16 protein-coding genes are annotated in these 18227 nt (G+C 70.6%); 11 read left to right on the top strand and 5 right to left on the bottom strand.

Features of this window, described 5'->3' with window-relative positions:
* Window positions 1-2: 2 nt before the first annotated feature.
* Both pspM and ABD289_RS18875 read left to right on the top strand, forming a co-directional pair.
* Window positions 3-818, top strand: a complete 816-nt coding sequence (pspM, locus tag ABD289_RS18880; RefSeq protein WP_344134323.1) for a phage shock envelope stress response protein PspM — start codon at window positions 3-5, stop codon at window positions 816-818.
* 162 nt (window positions 819-980) lie between these two features.
* Window positions 981-2252, top strand: a complete 1272-nt coding sequence (locus ABD289_RS18875; RefSeq protein WP_344134320.1) for a uracil-xanthine permease family protein — start codon at window positions 981-983, stop codon at window positions 2250-2252.
* 6 nt (window positions 2253-2258) lie between these two features.
* Here the strand turns inward: ABD289_RS18875 and ABD289_RS18870 are convergent, their stop codons facing one another.
* On the bottom strand, window positions 2259-3119 hold the full coding sequence (locus ABD289_RS18870) for a ParA family protein (protein ID WP_344134317.1): 861 nt from the start codon (window positions 3117-3119) through the stop codon (window positions 2259-2261).
* A 106-nt stretch (window positions 3120-3225) separates the two neighbouring features.
* On the opposite strand from ABD289_RS18870, the gene ABD289_RS18865 reads away from it, so the two are divergent.
* Both ABD289_RS18865 and ABD289_RS18860 read left to right on the top strand, forming a co-directional pair.
* A complete protein-coding gene (locus ABD289_RS18865) occupies window positions 3226-3954 on the top strand; it encodes a class I SAM-dependent methyltransferase (RefSeq protein ID WP_344134314.1) in 729 nt (242 codons plus the stop codon).
* A 328-nt stretch (window positions 3955-4282) separates the two neighbouring features.
* Window positions 4283-4711: a DUF3040 domain-containing protein gene (locus ABD289_RS18860; protein ID WP_344134311.1), complete on the top strand. Its 429-nt coding sequence runs from the start codon at window positions 4283-4285 to the stop codon at window positions 4709-4711.
* Window positions 4712-4950: 239 nt separating this feature from the next.
* On the opposite strand, the gene ABD289_RS18855 is transcribed toward ABD289_RS18860, so the two are convergent.
* Genes ABD289_RS18855 through ABD289_RS18845 form a run of 3 tightly spaced genes read right to left on the bottom strand, consistent with a single transcriptional unit; the run spans window position 4951 to window position 9445 of the window.
* Window positions 4951-7182, bottom strand: coding sequence for a transglutaminase TgpA family protein (locus ABD289_RS18855; protein WP_344134308.1), 2232 nt, complete (start codon window positions 7180-7182; stop codon window positions 4951-4953).
* Window positions 7179-8414, bottom strand: a complete 1236-nt coding sequence (locus tag ABD289_RS18850) for a DUF58 domain-containing protein (protein WP_344134305.1) — start codon at window positions 8412-8414, stop codon at window positions 7179-7181. The genes ABD289_RS18855 and ABD289_RS18850 overlap by 4 nt, the downstream gene beginning before the upstream one ends.
* 2 nt (window positions 8415-8416) lie before the next feature.
* On the bottom strand, window positions 8417-9445 hold the full coding sequence (locus ABD289_RS18845) for an AAA family ATPase (protein ID WP_425564731.1): 1029 nt from the start codon (window positions 9443-9445) through the stop codon (window positions 8417-8419).
* 777 nt (window positions 9446-10222) lie between these two features.
* Here ABD289_RS18845 and mraZ point away from each other — a divergent pair.
* The 5 genes from mraZ to ABD289_RS18820 all read left to right on the top strand — a co-directional run bounded on the left by mraZ (window position 10223) and on the right by ABD289_RS18820 (window position 16622).
* Window positions 10223-10654: a division/cell wall cluster transcriptional repressor MraZ gene (gene mraZ / locus ABD289_RS18840; protein ID WP_344134300.1), complete on the top strand. Its 432-nt coding sequence runs from the start codon at window positions 10223-10225 to the stop codon at window positions 10652-10654.
* Window positions 10655-10865: 211 nt separating this feature from the next.
* The gene (gene rsmH, locus ABD289_RS18835) at window positions 10866-11855 is read left to right on the top strand and encodes a 16S rRNA (cytosine(1402)-N(4))-methyltransferase RsmH (protein ID WP_344134297.1); all 990 of its coding nucleotides are present in this window, start codon (window positions 10866-10868) and stop codon (window positions 11853-11855) included.
* Between the two features lie 8 nt (window positions 11856-11863).
* A complete protein-coding gene (gene ftsL / locus ABD289_RS18830; RefSeq protein WP_344134294.1) occupies window positions 11864-12718 on the top strand; it encodes a cell division protein FtsL in 855 nt (284 codons plus the stop codon).
* Entirely contained in the window at window positions 12718-14559 is a 1842-nt protein-coding gene (locus tag ABD289_RS18825) for a peptidoglycan D,D-transpeptidase FtsI family protein (RefSeq protein ID WP_344134291.1), read from the top strand. The genes ftsL and ABD289_RS18825 overlap by 1 nt, the downstream gene beginning before the upstream one ends.
* Before the next feature lie 341 nt (window positions 14560-14900).
* Window positions 14901-16622 carry an IlvD/Edd family dehydratase gene (locus tag ABD289_RS18820; protein WP_344134287.1) on the top strand — a complete coding sequence of 574 codons (1722 nt, stop codon included), beginning with the start codon at window positions 14901-14903 and terminating at the stop codon, window positions 16620-16622.
* A 67-nt stretch (window positions 16623-16689) separates the two neighbouring features.
* On the opposite strand, the gene ABD289_RS18815 is transcribed toward ABD289_RS18820, so the two are convergent.
* Window positions 16690-17187, bottom strand: a complete 498-nt coding sequence (locus ABD289_RS18815) for a CHAP domain-containing protein (RefSeq protein WP_344134284.1) — start codon at window positions 17185-17187, stop codon at window positions 16690-16692.
* A gap of 236 nt (window positions 17188-17423) precedes the next feature.
* Here ABD289_RS18815 and ABD289_RS18810 point away from each other — a divergent pair, with 236 nt between their 5' ends.
* Both ABD289_RS18810 and ABD289_RS18805 read left to right on the top strand, forming a co-directional pair.
* Complete coding sequence (locus ABD289_RS18810) at window positions 17424-17696, top strand: hypothetical protein (RefSeq protein ID WP_344134281.1); 273 nt, start codon at window positions 17424-17426, stop codon at window positions 17694-17696.
* A gap of 50 nt (window positions 17697-17746) precedes the next feature.
* On the top strand, window positions 17747-18181 hold the full coding sequence (locus tag ABD289_RS18805; protein WP_344134278.1) for a hypothetical protein: 435 nt from the start codon (window positions 17747-17749) through the stop codon (window positions 18179-18181).
* The last annotated feature ends 46 nt before the right edge of the window (window positions 18182-18227 follow it).

The raw sequence follows: 18227 nt of genomic DNA, 5'->3' as shown, positions 1-18227 counted from the left end.
CTATGTCCCGCAAGCGTGAGCTGGCGCAGCTGGGCGAGGTCGCGCTGGAGCAACTGCGCGGCCCGGTCTTCAGCGAGGTCCGGCGGCGGCTCGCGGACTGGCGGGACCCCCGCGCGCGGCTGATCCGGCAGCGCAAGCGGGCCAAGCGGACGGCGGTCAGCGGTGCGACCACGGCGGGCGTGTTCGGTGCCGGTGCCGTCGGCACCGGCACGATGGAGGCCGTTGCCGCAGTGCCCGCGTTCGTCTGGGACGTCTCCACCGTCGGACTCGGTGGTTTCGCCGCGGTCGGCGCGGCGGTGGCCGTGAAGTTCGGCGTGAAGTACCGGCGGTTGAAGAACACGCCGCTGCCCGAGAGCTCGACGCCGGAGCCGCTGCCGGCTCCCGGGTCGGCGGCTCGTCCGTCGATGGAGCGGTTGCGCGACGCGGAGCAGAGCCTGCAGGCCGCACTGGCCCAGCTCAGCGATGCTGGTGCGGGCGCGGCTGCGGCCGACGCCCGCGCCACGGCCGACCACACCGCCGCTGAGCTGCGCCGGGGCGCGCAGCGGCTGGTCGCCGTGGAATCGGCGCTGCGGCACGCGCCCGAGTCGCAGCGGGGCGGGCTTCGCGACGACGTCGAACGACTGCGCGGCGAGCTCGACGAGGGCGTGGACGGCTACGGCGGCCTGGTGGCCGCGGCGGGTCAAGCGGTGGCCGCCAGCGGATCGGTCGAGCAGACGCATCTGCTGCAGGACGCCACCGACCGGCTGGCCGGTCTTGCCGAGGGGATGCGGGTGGTCTTCGACGACTCGGGCTCATCCGGCACGGAGCTTCGTGGCTGAACCGCGACACACCACGATCCGGTTTCACCGTTTGTAATCAGGGGTTTCACCGATCAATGGACCGGATGGCTTGATTATGTGAAACCGAATAGTAATCTTCCCCCTGTCGCTACGTGAAGTGACAGATTTCCGCCTGAACGGGTGGTCGTCGGGGAGGCTGCTGTGGCGTTGTGGGCCGTGCACGGCAACGGTCGGCGACTCCTGCGCGATTCCGTGGTGTCCTCGGAGGAACGGCTGAGCTGGCCGCTGACCATCGGATTCGGCTTGCAGCACCTGCTCGCGATGTTCGGCACCACCACGCTGGTCCCGCTGCTGACCGGTTTCCCGGTCGCCACCACGCTGTTGATGTCCGGCCTCGGCACCCTGCTCTTCCTGCTGGTGACCCGCAATCGAGTGCCCAGCTACCTGGGCGCCTCGGTGGCCTTCGTGGTCCCGATGAGCGCCGCGGTCAACGAGGTCGGCGCGGCCCCGGCGGCGCTGCTCGGCGGGATCATGGTCGTCGGCCTGGTCGTGCTGGCCGTCGGCGTGGCGGTCAAGGCGCTGGGCGTGCGCCTGCTGGAGTCGGCGATGCCGCCGGTGGTGACCGGAGCGATCGTGCTGATGATCGGGCTGAGCCTGGCCCCGCAGTCGGTGACCTCCTTCGACCAGAACCGGGTTCCCGCCGCGCTGACGCTGGGAACCGTGGTGCTGCTGATCGTGATCAGCCGCGGCATGGCCGGACGCGCCGCGGTGCTGATCGGAGTGCTCGTCGGCTGGGCGTACGCCGCCACCTCCGGGCAGCTCGTACCCGAACGCCTCGCCCAGCTCGACGGCGCGCCCTGGATCGGGCTCCCGCAGCTGATCGCGCCGCAGGTGCACATTTCCGTTGTCCCGTTCGTGCTGCCGCTGGCCTTCGTGCTGGTCGCCGAGCACGTCGCGCACGTCAAGGCGATCGCGGCGGTCAGCGGTCGCGATCTCGACCCCTACGTCGGCGACGCGCTCATCGGCGGGGGATTGGCCACCATGTTCGCCGGCTCGGCGGGCGGTTCCGCCGTCAGCAACTACGCGGCCAACGTCGGCGTGATGGCCGCGACCCGCGTGTACTCCACGGCTTCCTGCGCGGTCGCGGCGCTGGCCGCGGTGGTGCTGTCGTTCTCGCCGAAGCTGGCCGCGCTGATCAACACGATCCCGCTGGGCGTGCTGGGCGGTGCCACGCTGGTGCTCTTCGGCATGCTCGCGCTCGTCGGAGTCCGCATCTGGCTCGACGCCCGGGTGGACCTGACCGATCCGATCAACCTGGTAGTCCTCGGCACCGCCATCATCGCCGGCGTCGGCGACCTCACCCTGCAGGTGGGCGAACTCCGCGTCACCGGGATGGTCTGGGGATCGGTGGGCATCGTGATCGCCTACCCGATCCTGCGCGCGATCGCGGACGCCCGCGACGAAGCCTCCTGACCGGCCCTACTCGTCGTCCTCCCGGACGTCGTCGTCGAGCAGGTCCTCGTCGACCACGTCGTCGTCCGGCTCGGAACCGCGGGTGCGGCCCGCGCGCAGCGTCCTCGCGAGGATGAGATTGAACGCCAGGGCCACTTCCCGGGCTCCGGGCGTCCCCCACCGGTGAATCGGCAGGCAGGCTCCCTGCGCCTGCTGAACCGCCAGGCGGTCCGGCAGGGCCACCGGCATGACCAGCGGACCGAAGATGTCGCGGAGCTCGTCGATGCGGAACTGGTGTTCCTGCGAGCGCGCGCGCACCCGGTTGACGATCACCCCGAGGGGTTGCAGCCGCGGGTTGTTCGCCCGCTCGTTCTGCACCGCCTCGAAGGCGCGCTGGACGCCGGAGACCGCGAAGATCGTCGGCTCGGTGACCAGCAGGGCGCGATCGGCGGCGACCAGGGCCGAGCGGGTCAGCCGCCCGAGCGATGGCGGGCAGTCCAGCAGCACCAGCTGGTACGGCAGCTCGCCCTCGGCGATGAGGTTGTCCAGTTCGGACAGCGCCTCGCTCAGCCGGGAGAGGTGCTTGCCGTCCGAGCGATACCCGTTGAGGTCCTCCGCCTGCTCGGATCCGACCAGCACGTCGACCTCCTCGTCCCACTCGCTGGGCGCGACCGCGGCGCGCAGCACTTCGGGACGCGGGTCGGCCAGCACGTCGGAGAGGTTCTTCGTGGTGCGGCCCGGCTCCAGACAGGCCGTCGCGTTGCACTGCGGGTCCAGGTCCACCACGAGCGCCCGAACGCCACGACGCATGGCGGCAGAGGCGAGCCCGAGCGCCACGGTCGTCTTCCCGACACCACCTTTGAGACTCAGTACCGCAACCGTCTGCACGCTCGTAGCCTAGTTAATCGATGCCACCCTCTGGAGCGCTGGCGCCCATTCGCCGTGCGGCACGCCGGTGGTTCGTCGCGGCGCCCGGCCATTTACGCTGCTAGGCATGAGATCGGACGCCGTCCACCAGGTGCTGGAAACCGAAATCGCCGACGCCGGGCGGCGGCGCGACGGACGCCCCGTGCGCGTGCTCGACGTCGGCGGCGGCAGTGGCGTGTGGGCGGTACCGCTCGCTTCGGCGGGCTGCCACGTCACGGTGGTGGATCCCAGTCCGGACGCGCTGGCCACGCTGCACCGCCGGGCCGCGGACGCGGGGGTCGCCGATCGCGTGACGCCGCTGCAGGGCGACACGGACGCGCTGGCCGCGCTGAGCCCGGAGGGCGGTGCGGATCTGGTCCTCGGGCACGGCGTGCTGGAGTACGTCGACGACGTGCCCGCCGCGGCCGCCGCGCTGGCGTCGGCCACCGCTCCCGGTGGCGCGGTCTCGGTGCTGGTCGCCAACCGGTACGCGGCGGTGCTCGCCTGGGCACTGGCGGGCCGGGTCAGCGAGGCGCTGGGCGTGCTGCGCGACCCGCAGGGCAACCTGGGCGGTTCGGACGCCCTGCAGCGCCGCTTCGACACCGAGCAGCTCGAGCGGGTGCTCGCCGCGGCCGGGCTGACCGTGGAGCGGGTGCTGGGCCAGGGCGTGCTCACCGATCTGGTGCCGGGCTCGGTGCTGGACAACAACCCGCGCGCCGCCGAGGCGATGACCGAGCTCGAGGTGACGGCCGCCGAGCAGCCGCCGCTGCGCGACATCGCCACCCGGTTGCACGCGATCGCGCGCAAGCCCGCTTGATGGCCTCCGCCGGGACGTGGGGATCGTCCCGGCGGATGATTCCTGCGACACCTCGGACCGATCTCGGAAACCGGCTACTCAGGGTTCCCGGCGTGATTACCGCTGGTCGTTGATGCCCTGCCCGAGCGGGCGGAGATGTTGATCACCCGTCCGGGGTGCCTGCCCGGGAAACTCGGTGCGGCTCCCGTGCCAAGACCGGGTAGTCGTCGGCTCGCGGGAACCGTATCCTCATAAGTGACGCCCCCAAGCGTTCGCCGGTCCCCAGCCGGGTGAGCCCGCTCAACCCGGACTCCGGCGCCACCGAGACACCAGTGCCGGAGGAGGAGTCATGCCACTCTCCGAGCACGAGCAGCGACAGCTCGAGCAGATCGAGCGCGCGCTCTACGCCGAGGACCCCAAGTTCGCCTCAACCGTGCGCGGCGGAGGGATGAAACGTCCCTCTCGACGTCGCCGGTTGCAGGGCATCGCCGTGTTCGTGCTGGGCCTTGCCCTGCTGGTGGTCGGCGCCGTGATGCCGGCCCTGCGGCCTGCGGACATCCCCGTCTTGAGCGTTGTCGGCTTCCTCGTGATGTTCGGCGGAGCAGTGATCGTCCTTGCCGCGCTGCGCGGTGGTGGCGAGGACTCGGAGGAGGAGTCCTCGGCCAAGGACGATGGCAGCGGAAAGCCCAAGAAGAAGGCCCGCGACCGTGGAGCAGCGAGCGGTGGTTCGTTCGCCCAGCGCATGGAAGACCGGTTCCGAAAGCGCTTCGAGCGGTAACCGTTCCGGACCGCCTGGAGATCGTCGCCACCCAACCGGGCAGGCGACGATCTTTCATGCGCGCCTTCTGGGCGCGTGACAGTTTTGCCTAAAACTGTGAGGCCTGGTACCCGAAATGTCCGGACAGTTATAGGCAAAACTGTGAACCCCCGAGCGCTCGGCCATGCCGGGTGTTGGCCGCGCTTCGCGGCTGGGCCGTTGTTGAGCCTTCGCGTTCGAGCGGCGTCGAGCCGGCGCGGTCAGCGGCGCCACGGGGGCGTCGCCGAGCGGGGGATCAAGCGCGACCGGAGGTCCAGCGGGGCCGACCGCGCCAGCGCCTCGCGCGTCCCGCGGAAGGGCGCGGCCACGTCGCCGGTGGCGGCGCCGACCGGGGCGTACCACTCGCGCTCGACCGCGGTGATCAAGCTGCGCAGGGCTTCTGCGCCCGCGGCGTCCAGGTCGTGCTCGGTGATGAGGTTTTCGGCCAGCTGGCGAGCGGTCGTCGTGCTGTTCGGCATCGCACCGCGATCGCGGAACTCGTCGAGGAGCTCGGCCCACGCGGCTCCGGCGGCGCCGCGTTCCCCGGAGTCGATCCTCGCGGTGCGCTGCCTGCGGCGCAGCTCCCGCGCGGCCAGCGGAGTGCCCAGCGCGGCGCAACCGAGCACGAGCACCAGGATCAGCACCGGCGTCGTCCAGTCGGTGCGGGTCGAGACCTCGCGGCGTTGCTGCGGCGGAGGCGGGTCCTGGGCCTGCTGCCCCGCGTCCGGGGCCGGAGCGGGCTGCGTGCCCGGCGTCGTCGGCTCCGGTGACTCGGACGGGCCGGGGGCCGGGCTCTGCGGCGGGTGCAGGCTGTTGTCCAGGAACTGGGGGAGCGAGGTGCGGCCGTCGCCCAGCGGTGTGGGGTCGAATCGCTGCCAGCCCCAGCCCGGGAAGAAGGCCTCCACCCAGGCGTGCGCGTCGTCGGTGGTGATCACCCGCTCGTCGCCGTCCTGGTAGCCGCTGGTGAAGCCGACCGCGACCCGTGCGGGGATGCCCGCGGAGCGCAGCAGGACGGCCATCGCCGAGGCGTACTGCTCGCAGAACCCGCGCTTGCCGTGGAAGAGGAAGTCGACCAGCGCTGCCCGGCCGGTGTTCGGAGCCGTCCGCAGGGTGTACTGGAAGCCGTTGGCCGGGTCGGTGAAGAACCTGTTGATCTCCACCGCCTTGTCGAACGCGTTGGACCGCCCCGCGGTCAGCCGCCGAGCCAGATCGGCCACCTCCGGGGGAACGCCGGTGGTGTCCAGGTAGGCGGTGCTGATCGGCATCGGCCCCCGCGCGTTGCGCAGCTCCTCGGGCGAGGGGTCGGGGAGCAGGACCCGCTGCGTGTAGGGGCGGCTCTCCTGGTTCTGCTGGGTGAACACGATCCCGGCGGCCGGGTCGTAGCGCCACTGCTTGCCCATCCCGAAGACCTGCAGCGGGGCGCCGAACACCGGCAGCCACGGATCCCGGTATCCGATCGGCTGGACGTGGATGGTGTCCCGCTTTCCCCGGGCGATCGTGGTGCCCTGCGGCAGCGGCAACGGCTTGTCCGCGTCCACGCCCTGGGTGAGACCGTCGATCTTCCACCCCTGGTTCGGGTCGAACCTGCGCAGTGTCAACGCGCGCAGATACGTGTCCTGATCCAGCCCGCGCACCCGGAACAGCTCCACCACGCGGTCGCGGTTGAGCTGCCCGCGCAGCGAGGTGAACGGCTGCAGCCCGATGCCGTCGGTGCCGCCGAACTGGTCCGGCACCGACCCGGGCAGCCGGCCCTCGGTGCCGACGCCGGTGAACACCGACCCCGCCAGCACCGCGATCACGCCTGCGGTGCCCGCGACCGCTGCGCTGGTGCGGCCGAACATGGTGTGCGCGACCCGGTCGGCGCTCTCCTGGCGCCGCCACCGGCGGTGCCCGCCGCTGGAGGCCAGCAGCAGCGCGTAACCCGCTGCGCCGAGCGCGAAGGTCCACCAGGGCAGCATCCGCTCGGCGAGCGAGGCCGGGATCGCGTAGACGCACAGCAGCACCAGACCCGTCACCGCCGGACTGCCCGCGCCCACCGCGATCAGATCGACCAGCAGGGCCACCACGCCGAGCCCGAGGCACAGCATGGCCTGCAGCGGCAGATCGGCTGGTACGGGCGGTACTCCGGAGCGCACCACCTGCCGGGCGCCGCCGAGCAGCTCCACCAGCTGCCCGACCGAAGCCGGGGAGGGGAGCAGCCCGAACACCGCGCCGGTGGTGAACAGCCACGTCAGCACCAGCAGCAGCGCGCACAGCTGAGCCAGCGCGGTCAGCGTCAGGCCCAGGCGGAAGTGCCTGCCGACCGCGCCCGCCCCGGCGACCGCGGCGATCGTCAGCGCACCGGGAAGGAGCCATCGAGCATCACCGAGGATGCCCGCGAACGCGCTCGCCGAGCACAGCACCGCGACGGCCGCGGCGACGGTGGCCACCACGGACGTGTTGAGCCGGATCACCGGGCCACCTCCCTGGCCGGTACCTCGTGGCACAACCGCCGCCACACCTCGGGGATGGGAGTGCGCGGGCCTTCGGCGATGGCCACCGCCCAGCCCGCGCCGCGCAGCTGTCCGGCCGCCTCGTGCACGTCCTGGCTGCTTCCCTCGGCGCCCCACGCGGGCACGTCGAGCAGGATGGCGAGGCTGTGCGACTCCTGGGGCCGCAGCCTGGTCAGCTCTGCGACACCCGCCGTGGTGATCTTGCCGAGCACCGCGATCAGCTCGTGGCCCTCCCCGGGGTCGCGATTGCAGAACAGATCGCGCTGCGGCGAGGGGCGCACGGCGGCGAGGGAGTCGAGAACCGCGTCGTCCTGCCCGTCGTCGAAGGTCTCGGCGTCGCGGGTCAGCGGCCAGCCGTCCTCGGTGAGCAGCCGGACCTGCTGGCCGTGCTTGTCGAGGTGCAGGCAGATGCTGGCCGCCGCCGAGATCGCCCACTCCACGCTGTTGTCCGCGCCGGCGCCGCGGTGCGCGGCCGAGCGCCGATCCAGCAGCACGGTCACCCCGCCCTGCCACGGCCGCTCCTCCACCCGCACCATCAGCTCGTCGCGCCGCGCGGTGGACTTCCAGTGCACTCGGCGGATGTCGTCGCCGTGCCGGTACTCGCGCACCATCGAGTCGTCGTTGCCGTGCCCGGCGCGCGTCTTCGCGGTGCCGTTCTCGCCGGTTCCCAGGCCGGAACCCGGTGGGAGCCCGGACAGCTCGAACACCTTGGGAATCGCCACCAGTCGTGAGCGGTCGGTCAGCTCGCGCTCGTAGCGCGCCAGGCCGAACGGGTCACCGATCCAGGTGCGCAGCGGGCCGATCTGGTGAATGCCGCGCAACGACGGCGTGACGGTGTAGTCCAGCCGCGCGCCGTTGCCGCGCAGCGCGTTCAGCCGGAACCGAGGGCGGTTGCCCAGCGCGTGCGGGGTGTCGTCTTCCAAGATCAGTCCCTCGACCGGCAGCCTGCCGTTGGTGAGGTGCAGCTCCACCTGCGCCGGTGAACCGACCGGGACCCGCGGCGGATCCACCCGCCGCCGTCCGCGCAGGCCGAAGCGCACGCGTCCGGCGAGGAACAGCGCCAGCAGCGGCAGCGCGATGACGAACGCCGAGACGCGCAGCAGATCGCGCTCGTCGAGCACGAGTGCGCAGATCCCGGCGGCCACGCCGGCGGCCAGCAGGCAGCGCCCGCGGATGGTCAAGCCGGAGAGCACGGTCAGGCTCGTTCGCCGTCGGTGTCCCCGTGCGGCACCGGGATGCGGTTGAGCAGCTGTTGCACCAGATCGGCACCCGAGCGGCGGGCCGCGCGGGCCTCGCCGGACAGCACCAGCCGGTGCGCGAGCACCGGCACGGCGACCGACTGCAGGTCGTCCGGGGTGACGAAGTCGCGGCCGGCCAGGGCGGCTTGCGCCCGCGCCGCGCGCACCAGCTGCAGCGTCGAGCGGGGCGAGGCGCCCAGCCGCAGCTCGGGAAGCCCTCGGGTGGCGGTGACCAGCTCGATGGCGTAGCGGCGCAGCTCGGTGGACACGTGCACATCGCGCACCGCGCGCAGCAGTTCGTGGACCTCCGCGGTGTCGGTGACCGGGCTCAGCTCGGCCAGCGGGTCGTGACCGGAGTGCTCGTCGACCATCGCCAGTTCGGCGGCCGGGTCCGGGTAGCCGATGGAGACCCGCGCGGTGAACCGGTCGCGCTGGGCCTCGGGCAGCGCGTAGGTGCCCTCCATCTCGGCCGGGTTCTGGGTGGCGATGACCATGAAGGGCGAGCCCAGCTCGTAGGTGTCGCCGTCCACGGTGACCTGGTGCTCCTCCATGCACTCCAGCAACGCCGACTGCGTCTTGGGCGAGGCGCGGTTGATCTCGTCGCCGACCACCACGTTGGCGAAGACCGGGCCGGGGCGGAACTCGAAGGACTCGGCCTGCCGGTTGTAGACGGACACGCCGGTGATGTCGCTGGGCAGCAGGTCCGGGGTGAACTGGACCCGGCTGACCGAGCAGTCGATGGACCGGGCAAGGGCCTTGGCCAGCGAGGTCTTGCCGACCCCCGGCACGTCCTCGACCAGCAGGTGGCCTTCGGACAGCAGCGTGACCAGCGCGATGCGCACGACGTCGGGCTTGCCGACCAGGACCTGCTCGACGTTGGCCGCGATGCGGGTGATCGCCTCGTGGACCCGTTCGATCGCGGGTGGTGCTGCGGAGGACGCGGTGCCGGGTTCGGTGCTCGCCGCACCGGTCAGCTGGGGATTCACGCAACCTCCAGGATGTCGCCGGGCCGGATGTGCCGGTCGCGGTCGTGCCGGGTCGGCTCGCCTCTGTCCTCGCGCATGCTGACCTCCGTCACGAAACCGCTGCTGCTCGGGCGGGCATCTCCCTCGGCGACAGCGGTGATCCGAGCCGGCACCTATCTCGGCAGCCGGGACCGTCCGATTCACCCGCGGCCGCACGGGTGGATCCGGTCGGCGTGCACGAGCAGTGTGCCAAACCGGGGTCCCCGGCCTGGACACCCGCACCGGTGGTCGCCGGGTGGTCGAGCCCGTTCGCCCCACCACACCCCACCACGGGTACCCGCCCCGGACCAGGGTGGCCAATCGCCGAGCATAACGGCTCACCCGTGCAGTTGATCTAGAAGTGCGCCGACCGGCGGATTCGCACCCGGAGCGGCTTCGGGTCTCGTGCGAGCCTGGGGGCGCCCCTCCGAAATGCCCCACTTTGCCCCCACCTCGCGCCACCTGCGAAAACGACTGCAACACCGCCGGGGGAACCGGGGTGTTTCGTGTTGACGGTGGGGGGAAGTGGGGTAGTGTGGTCCGCGGTGGGGCAAACGGGGGTCCTGCCGCTCGTGTCGGCAGTTGTTGATCAAGCGAGTGGGATCGGTTGATCGTCGGCTTTCGGCGGAGCGCTGGCTCGGTCGATGAGCCGGCTTTTGGAGCTGCGGCCCGCGCGGTCGCAGAGCGGGAGTCGATCGCGATCGGGGCGTGGACCGGGTTGGCCGCAGCGGCGGCCCGGGCCGAGGGAGGTGGTCCGGGATGTTTCTCGGCACCCACCACCCGAAGCTGGACGACAAGGGGCGCTTGACGCTGCCTGCGAAGTTCCGGGACGCACTGGCGGGGGGTCTGATGGTCACCAAAGGACAGGACCACTGCCTCTACGTCTTCCCCCGTGACGAGTTCGAGCAGATGGCGCGCAAGGTCGCCGAGGCGCCGTTCACCAACGAGGCGGTCCGCGCCTATCAGCGGTACCTGTTCGCCGGCACCGACGAGCAGCGGCCCGACGGGCAGGGGCGGATCGCGATCGCGCCCGAACTGCGCCGTTATGCCGGTCTGAACAAGGAGTGCGTGGTCGTCGGTGCGATGACGCGGCTGGAGATCTGGCAGGCCGACCGTTGGCAGAGCTACCTCGAGGAGAACGAGGAGGGCTACGCCCAGGCTCGGGAGGAGGTGCTGCCCGGCGTCTTCTAGCGGCGCTCGCGGTCCGGGTTTCGTGAGGCCTCGGTCCGCTCGGCTTTCGCCTCCTGGTGCATCTTCCCCGGTACCAGGAAGCGACGGGCGGGCGGGGACCTGACGGGATCCGGTTGCGATGAGGGGGGAACCACGGTCGGCGCGCCGAATCGCGCGCCGACCGCCGGTGTATTCAGACATGACTTTTGGCACGCGGGAGGGAGGGACCGCTGTGGCCGAAACGCCGCACGAGCGAGGCGGTTCCGCCCGCGACAAGCACGTCCCGGTTCTGCTGGAACGCACTCTCGAACTGCTCGATCCGGCGCTGTCCAGGGATGGCGCCGTGGTCGTCGACGCGACCCTGGGCATGGGCGGGCACGCGGAGGCGATGCTCGCCGCGCACCCCGGGCTGACCCTGGTCGGGCTGGACCGGGATCCGAACGCGCTGGAACTGGCGGGACGGCGGCTCGAGCCCTACGCCGACCGAATCCACCTGGTGCACGCGGTCTACGACGAGTGGGAGCGTGTCTTCGACGAGCTCGGTCTGTCCGCAGTGGACGGTGCGCTGTTCGACCTCGGGGTGTCTTCGCTGCAGCTCGACGAGGGTGAGCGCGGATTCGCCTACGCCCAGGACGCGCCGCTGGACATGCGGATGGATCCCACCGCCGAGACCACCGCCGCCGACGTGCTCAACACCTACTCGGCCGGTGAGCTGACGCGGATCCTGCGCGTCTACGGCGAGGAGAAGTTCGCGAGCAAGATCGCCTCGGCGATCGTCCGGGAGCGCAAGAAGGAGCCGTTCGACAACAGCGCGCGACTGGTGCAGTTGCTCTACGATTCGGTGCCCGCGGCGAGCAGGCGCACCGGTGGGCATCCGGCCAAGCGCACCTTCCAGGCGCTGCGCATCGAGGTCAACGCCGAGCTGGAGGTCCTGGAGCGGGCGCTTCCCGCGGCGCTGAGCTCGTTGACCTCGGGCGGTCGGATCGTGGTCGAGTCCTACCACTCGCTGGAGGACCGGATGGTCAAGCGCGCCCTCGCCGATCGGTCGAAGTCGCGCACACCGCTCGACCTGCCCGTCGAACTACCCGGGCACGGGCCGGAGTTCCGGCTGCTCACCCGCGGCGCCGAGCAGGCCCCGGACGCCGAGATCGAGAACAACCCCAGGGCGGCATCGGTGCGGCTGCGCGCAGCCGAACGGATCGGCCCCGGTGGCCAGGGATAGGAGGCGAGATGACAGCACCGGCACGGAGCAAGGCCGCCGCGCGCACCCGGACCGAGGAGCGTGCCGAGACCGCTCGCACCGCGACCAAGCAGCCCACCAAGTCCACGTCGAAGCAGCCCACCAAGCAGGCCAGCGGGCTGAAGACCGCACCGAAGAAGTCGGAGAAGCGCCGGGGGCGTTCGGCCGCAGCCGAACGCGCCTACGCGCGGCGGGACGAGCGCCGGGACCAGTCTGCCCGGCGTCCCAGCCAGGTCCGGCAGAACGCCGAGGAGCGCCGCCCGGTCGCGGCGCGTTCGCGAACCCGGCAGCAGCTGCAGGAGAAGGTCTCCAGCCTGGCCCGGCTGCCGCTGGTCGTGGTGGTGATGGTCGTGCTGGCCACCGGTCTGGCCTCCACGCTGTGGCTGTCCATCGCGGCGGTGAGCGGCAGCTACGAGCTCAAGGCGGGCGAGGCGAGGATCAACGCCCTGACCAACCGCAAGGAGAGTTTGCAGCGCGAGGTCAGCTCGATGAGCTCGACCCCGGCGCTGCAGCGGCGCGCCGAGCAGGAGCTCGGCATGGTCAAGGCGCCGAGGCCCGCGTACCTGGTGCCGCAGCCGGACGGTTCGGTCAAGCTCATCGGCGAGCCGGAGAAGGCAACCGCCCCACCGCCGCCCGCGCCGCCGGCCCCGCCCGCGCAGCAGAACGGGCCGGACGGCCAGCAGGGTCAGCAGGGCGACCAGCAGGCGGGTGCGCAGGACGGCCAGCCGCCCGCGCAGGACCAGGCGTCCGCTGAGCAGAACCGGGACCAGCAGGCTCAGGATCAGGACCAGCAGAACCAGCAGGCGGAGCAGCCTGCGGAGCAGGACCTGGCGGCGGGTCGCTGATGCCGCGTCGGCCGGTCGCCCGGGGACGCACCGCCCGCACCAACGTCGCCGGAAGCAGCCGGCGGCTGTTGGTCGGGCGGTTGCTGATGGTGATCGCCCTGCTGCTCGCGGGCGGCAAGCTCGTGATGGTGCAGGGCGTGCAGGCGAACACGCTCTCGGCCAAGGCCGAGCAGCAGCGCATCACCAAGGACGTGATACCGGCCGACCGCGGCTCCATCGTGGACCGCAACGAGAACGTGCTCGCCTTCTCCAGCGAGGCCAAGCAGCTCTACGCCACACCTCGGCGGATGACCGAGACGCTCGAGGAAGCGCACGCCAAGGATCCGACCGAGCCGACGGCGACGCAGTACAAGCAGGAGATCGCCCGCTTCATCGCCCGGACGCTGCAGGGCAAGATCACTGAGAAGCAGGTCCTGGACGTCCTGATGAGCGACGACCAGTTCAGCTACTTCGGTCCGGAGATCGACCCGGCCAAGGCCAAGAAGATCACCGACAAGTACCCGCAGATCGGTGCCGAATACCGGGCGACTCGGGAATATCCGGCCGGGAACCTGGCCGCCAACGTCATCGGCGCGGCGAACTGGCGGATGGACGACCGCAAGGTCGAGGGGCAGATCGGCCTCGAGGCCGCCATGGACAAGACTCTGGGCGGTCGCAACGGTGTCAAGCTCTCCGACACGGCGATGGGTTCGAGCCTGGTCATCCCGGGCACCGAACGGGAGCTCAGGCCGGCGGTGCCCGGCTCGGACGTGCAGCTGACCATCGACTCGGACGTGCAGTTCATGGTTCAGCGCGGGCTCAACGACTACGCGCGACGCGCCAACGCGCGCAGCGCCAGCGCGGTCGTTCTCGACGCCAAGACCGGTGAGGTCTATGCGCTGGCCAACGACAAGACGTTCGATCCGCGCGGCCCGTGGAACAACAACATCGGGAATCCGGCGGTGACCACGCCCTTCGAACCGGGCTCGGTGAACAAGGTGATCACCGCAGCGGGCGCCATCGAGAACGGTGTCGTCAAGCCGGAGGACGTGCTGCAGGTCCCGGGCAAGATCGAGGTGGCCGACCGCACCGTCGGTGACGCCTGGCCGCACGGCACGATCCCGCTGACCTTCACCGGCGTGCTCGGCAAGTCCTCCAACGTCGGCACGATCGAGATCGCGCAGAAGCTCGGCGGGAAGAAGTGGTACGACCTGGCCAGCAAGTTCGGCCTGGGCAAGTCCACCGGTATCGGACTGCCCGGGGAGAGCGCGGGCAGCCTGCCGCCACCGAAGGAGTGGTCCGGCTCGTCGTTCGCGAACCTGCCCATCGGACAGGGGCTTTCGATGACGGTGCTGCAGATGGCCGGGATGTACCAGACCATCGCCAACGACGGCGTCCGGAAGCCACCGCGGATCGTCGACGCCACGATCCGGCCGGACGGGACTCGGGTGCCCACGCCGGATCCCAAGGGCGTGCGCGTGGTCAGCCCGAAAACGGCCGACACCGTGAAGGACATGCTGCGCGCGGTGGTCCAGGACGGGCCGGGCAGCATCAACGACGGCACCGGCAAGGCTGCCGCGCTGGAGGGGTATCAGATCTCCGGCAAGACGGGCACCGCGCAGCAGTACGACCCGGCGATCAAGGGTTACAGCAACGAGAAGTACTGGATCACCTTCGCCGGCATGGTTCCGGCGGACAACCCGCGCTTCGTGGTGGGCCTGATGCTCGACCAGCCGCACGGGTCCGAGCAGGCGACCTCGGCGGCGCCGCTGTTCCACGACCTGGCGGCCTACCTGACCCAGCGCTTCCAGATCCCGCTGTCGAAGAACGAAGCGCCTTTCCAGGTCCTCCAGGCGAACTAACACCCGCTCGACCACCCCGGACGAGCCCCGCAACGCGGCCGGACCCGAGCGGGGTCCGTGACAGTTTTGCCTAGAACTGTGGCCCTCGGTGCCCGAAATGTCCGGACAGTTTTAGGCAAAACTGTCACCGCCCCTGGGTGGGCGTGCGGTGCGGGTGATTCGTGTGATGTCTCCCATAGGTTTGGGTCTGGACGCGGTGTGTCAAGGCCCTCCGGGCTCGGCGTTCGACATGACAACCCCCGTTCGAAATTCCGGATGGGCTATTGCGATCCGGATGTGAAGCTGGTTACGTCGCATTCATCCGGCGACGCCACCGGAGTTCGCGAAGTACGGGAGGACGCATGAGTACGCCGTCGCGGCGCAGCGCCAACTGGTTCGGAGCCGAAGGGCGGGCGGGCATGACCGCCCGGTCCTGGGTCAGGAACCAGGGCTACAGCGATGAGGTGTTCGATGGGCGACCGGTCATCGGCATCGGGACCACCTGGTCCGAGCTGGCGCCGTGCAACGCCCACCAGCAGCAGATCGCCGAGTCGGTCAAGCGCGGGGTGTGGCAGGCGGGCGGTTTCCCGCTGGAGTTCCCGAACATGGCGCTCGGCGAGACTCTGATGCGCCCGACGGCCATGCTGTACCGGAACCTGCTGGCGATGCAGGCCGAGGAGACCATTCGCGCCAACCCGCTGGACGGTCTGGTGCTGCTCTCGGGTTGCGACAAGACGACTCCCGGGCTGCTGATGGCGGCCTCCAGCGTCGATCTGCCCACCGCCATGATCACCGGTGGGCCGATGCTCAACGGCAAGTACCGCGGCTCCGAGGTCGGGTCCGGCACGGCGGTGTGGCAGGCCGAGGCCGATCTGGTCGCTGGCCGGATCGACCAGGAGGAGTGCTACTTCATCGAGAAGTGCATGTCGCGCTCCAACGGGCACTGCATGACCATGGGCACGGCGTCGACCATGGCCTGCATCGTGGAAGCGCTGGGCATGCAGATGCCCTACGCGGCGTCCTGGCCCGCCGTGGACGCGCGCCGCTTCGCCACCGCGCAGGACACCGGCAAGCGCATCGTGGACATGGTCGCCGAGGACCAGAAGCCCTCGGACATCCTCACTCGCGAGGCCTTCCGCAACGCCATCCGCGCCAACGCCGCGATCGGCGGTTCGACCAACGCGGTCGTCCACCTGGTCGCCATCGCCAAGCGGGTCGGGGTGGAGCTGACCGTCGACGACTTCGACCTGGACAGCCGCGACGTGCCGACTCTGGTGAACCTGCAGCCCAGCGGCAAGTTCCTGATGGAGGACTTCTGCTACGCGGGCGGCCTGCCCGCGGTGCTCAAGGAGCTGGGCGGGCTCGTCGACCGCGAGTCGATCACGGTGAGCGGCCGGACGATGGGGGAGAACATCGCCGATGCCGAGATCGCCAACCCCGAGGTGATCACCCCGATCGCCGAGCCGTTCCAGCCGGTCGGCACGGGAACGGCAGTGCTGCGCGGTTCGCTCGCCCCGGGCGGTGCGGTGGTCAAGCAGTCGGCGGCCTCCCCGCGGCTGCTCAAGCACCGCGGCCCGGCGATGGTCTTCGAGGACGTCGACGAGTACTACGCGGTGTGCAAGGACGACGACCTCGACGTCGACGAGAACACGGTGCTGATCGTGCGCAACGCGGGCCCGAAGGGCTACCCGGGCATGCCCGAGGTCGCAAACGTCCCCGTTCCGAAGAAGGTGCAGGACGCGGGCTTCGACGACATCGTCCGCATCTCCGACGGCCGGATGAGCGGGACCGCCTACGGCACGGTCGTCCTGCACGTCACCCCGGAAGCCGCCGCGGGCGGGCCGCTGGCCTTCGTCCGCACCGGCGACGTGGTCAGCCTCGACGTGGTCGAGCGGCGCCTGGACCTGGAGATCCCCGACGAGGAGTTCGAGCGCCGCCGGGCCGAGTGGAAGGAACCGGAGAACCCCTACGACCGGGGCTGGCCGCGCATGTACATCGAGCACGTCATGCAGGCTTCGGACGGAGCCGACTTGGACTTCCTGGTCGGCAAGTCGGGTCGCTACGTTCCTCGCGACGGTCACTGACCCGCGGGCAGGCGCTCGCGAGCGGGCCCGGGGCGCACGCGCGTCCCGGGCCCGCTCGTTCGCGCGGTCAGCCTCCAGCGGGGACCTGCGGGTCGCTCCAGCCGAGGTAGTTGGCGAAGTGGTGGACGGTGGAGGCGTGGCCGATCGCGCCGCCGACGCTGGTCGAGTAGAAGCCGCCGTTGCCGTCGGCGATGCCGACGTGCCCGTACTGCGAGATGTTCCAGTACACGAACGCGCCCTTCGGCGGCAGCGAGCCGTCGGTGTGCGCCTTGCCCGCGGCCACCGCGCCGTTCCAGTGCGAGATCGCCGAGGGCCAGACGCCGGTGGTGCCGTAGGCGTTCTCCACGGCCATCTCGCATAAGCCCTCGTGCGAGGTGGCTCCTGTGTTGGCTACGAACCAGTCGATGGCGCCCTGCGGGGTGCCGTCGGCGGGTGCGAGCTGGACCGCGATGTTGTCCGGTGCGGGTTGATCGGCGATGGCGGTGGGAGCGGCCAGCGGTGCGAACGCGAGGGCGGCGGCCACGCCCGCCGCTCCGATGAATCGAGCGAGTCGGTACTGATTCACAGCATCCTCCGATGTCGCAAAAATCATTGACGGCCGAGACGCTATCGGGGCATATCGCCCGAATCCACGAAGATTGCCCGAACGGCCCAGCCGCTGACGGCTTTTCGCCACGGGGGTGAGCCGCGCCGACGGCGGCCTCGGCGGTGACGTGTCTCTCAGATCGGCCGCGGGGAGCAGATGGCGTATACCGTGCGCGCCGGAGCCGGTCTACAGGCCACGTGGGATAGGGGTGGCGCGTGTTTGCTTCGCGGGATCCGGAGCGCACCAGGCTCCAGGTTCTTCTGATTCTTCTGGCCGCGCTCTCGATGGGTGCGTGGGTCGTTCTCGTGGTGGCCGGACATGTCCGCGGCGTGGCGGATCTGCTTCCCCGGATTCTGCCGCTCGTGGTCGTGGCATATGCCGCGCTCGGTGCTCACGAGGTATTGCGCCATCGGCCGGTCGTGAATTGCGAGCGGTGGTCACGCGGTGGTGGGGAAGTGTTGGATTCGGAAGACCGGACCTCGGAATGAACGAGATTTCTCGGCAGCAGCGGGTTCGGTCGTTCAGGATTCAGCTCGCTGTGGCTTCCCTCCTGGTGCTGTTGCACGGCGGGATCTACCTGGGGATGCGGACGGGCGTGGTGCAGTACGGTTCGCTCGCGAGTTCTGCGATCGGATGCGCCATGTGGTCGGCAGCTCTCCTGGCGGAGTTGGCGATTTTTGCGTATCTCCGGTTCCACCTGGGGAAATGGGTAGTCGTGGTCGGGCTGATCGCAGCGCCCGTGCTCGGGGCGTTGTTGTATTGGGCTCTGTACGGCTCGTTGTATTGGTGGCAGGTGTCGGCCGTCGAGTCGAACCTGAAGGACCCGCCCAAGGAAGTGGGCGTCGGGTTCCTCATCGCGGTTCTGGTCGTATTGCTGGTCGTCGCTCCGGCCCTCGGAGTCTGGACCTCCCGCCGGATGGCTCGCCGGCGAGCGCCCGGGGGCTGCGTCGCCGATACCGAGCCGGGACGGTGATCCGGCGAGCGCGGGCGGGACGTCGCGGGCGGGTGACGCGCGGTGG

It is taken from the genome of Saccharopolyspora halophila, assembly GCF_039531955.1.
Lineage (GTDB): Bacteria > Actinomycetota > Actinomycetes > Mycobacteriales > Pseudonocardiaceae > Saccharopolyspora > Saccharopolyspora halophila.
This window is presented reverse-complemented; position numbering and strand designations above follow the sequence as displayed.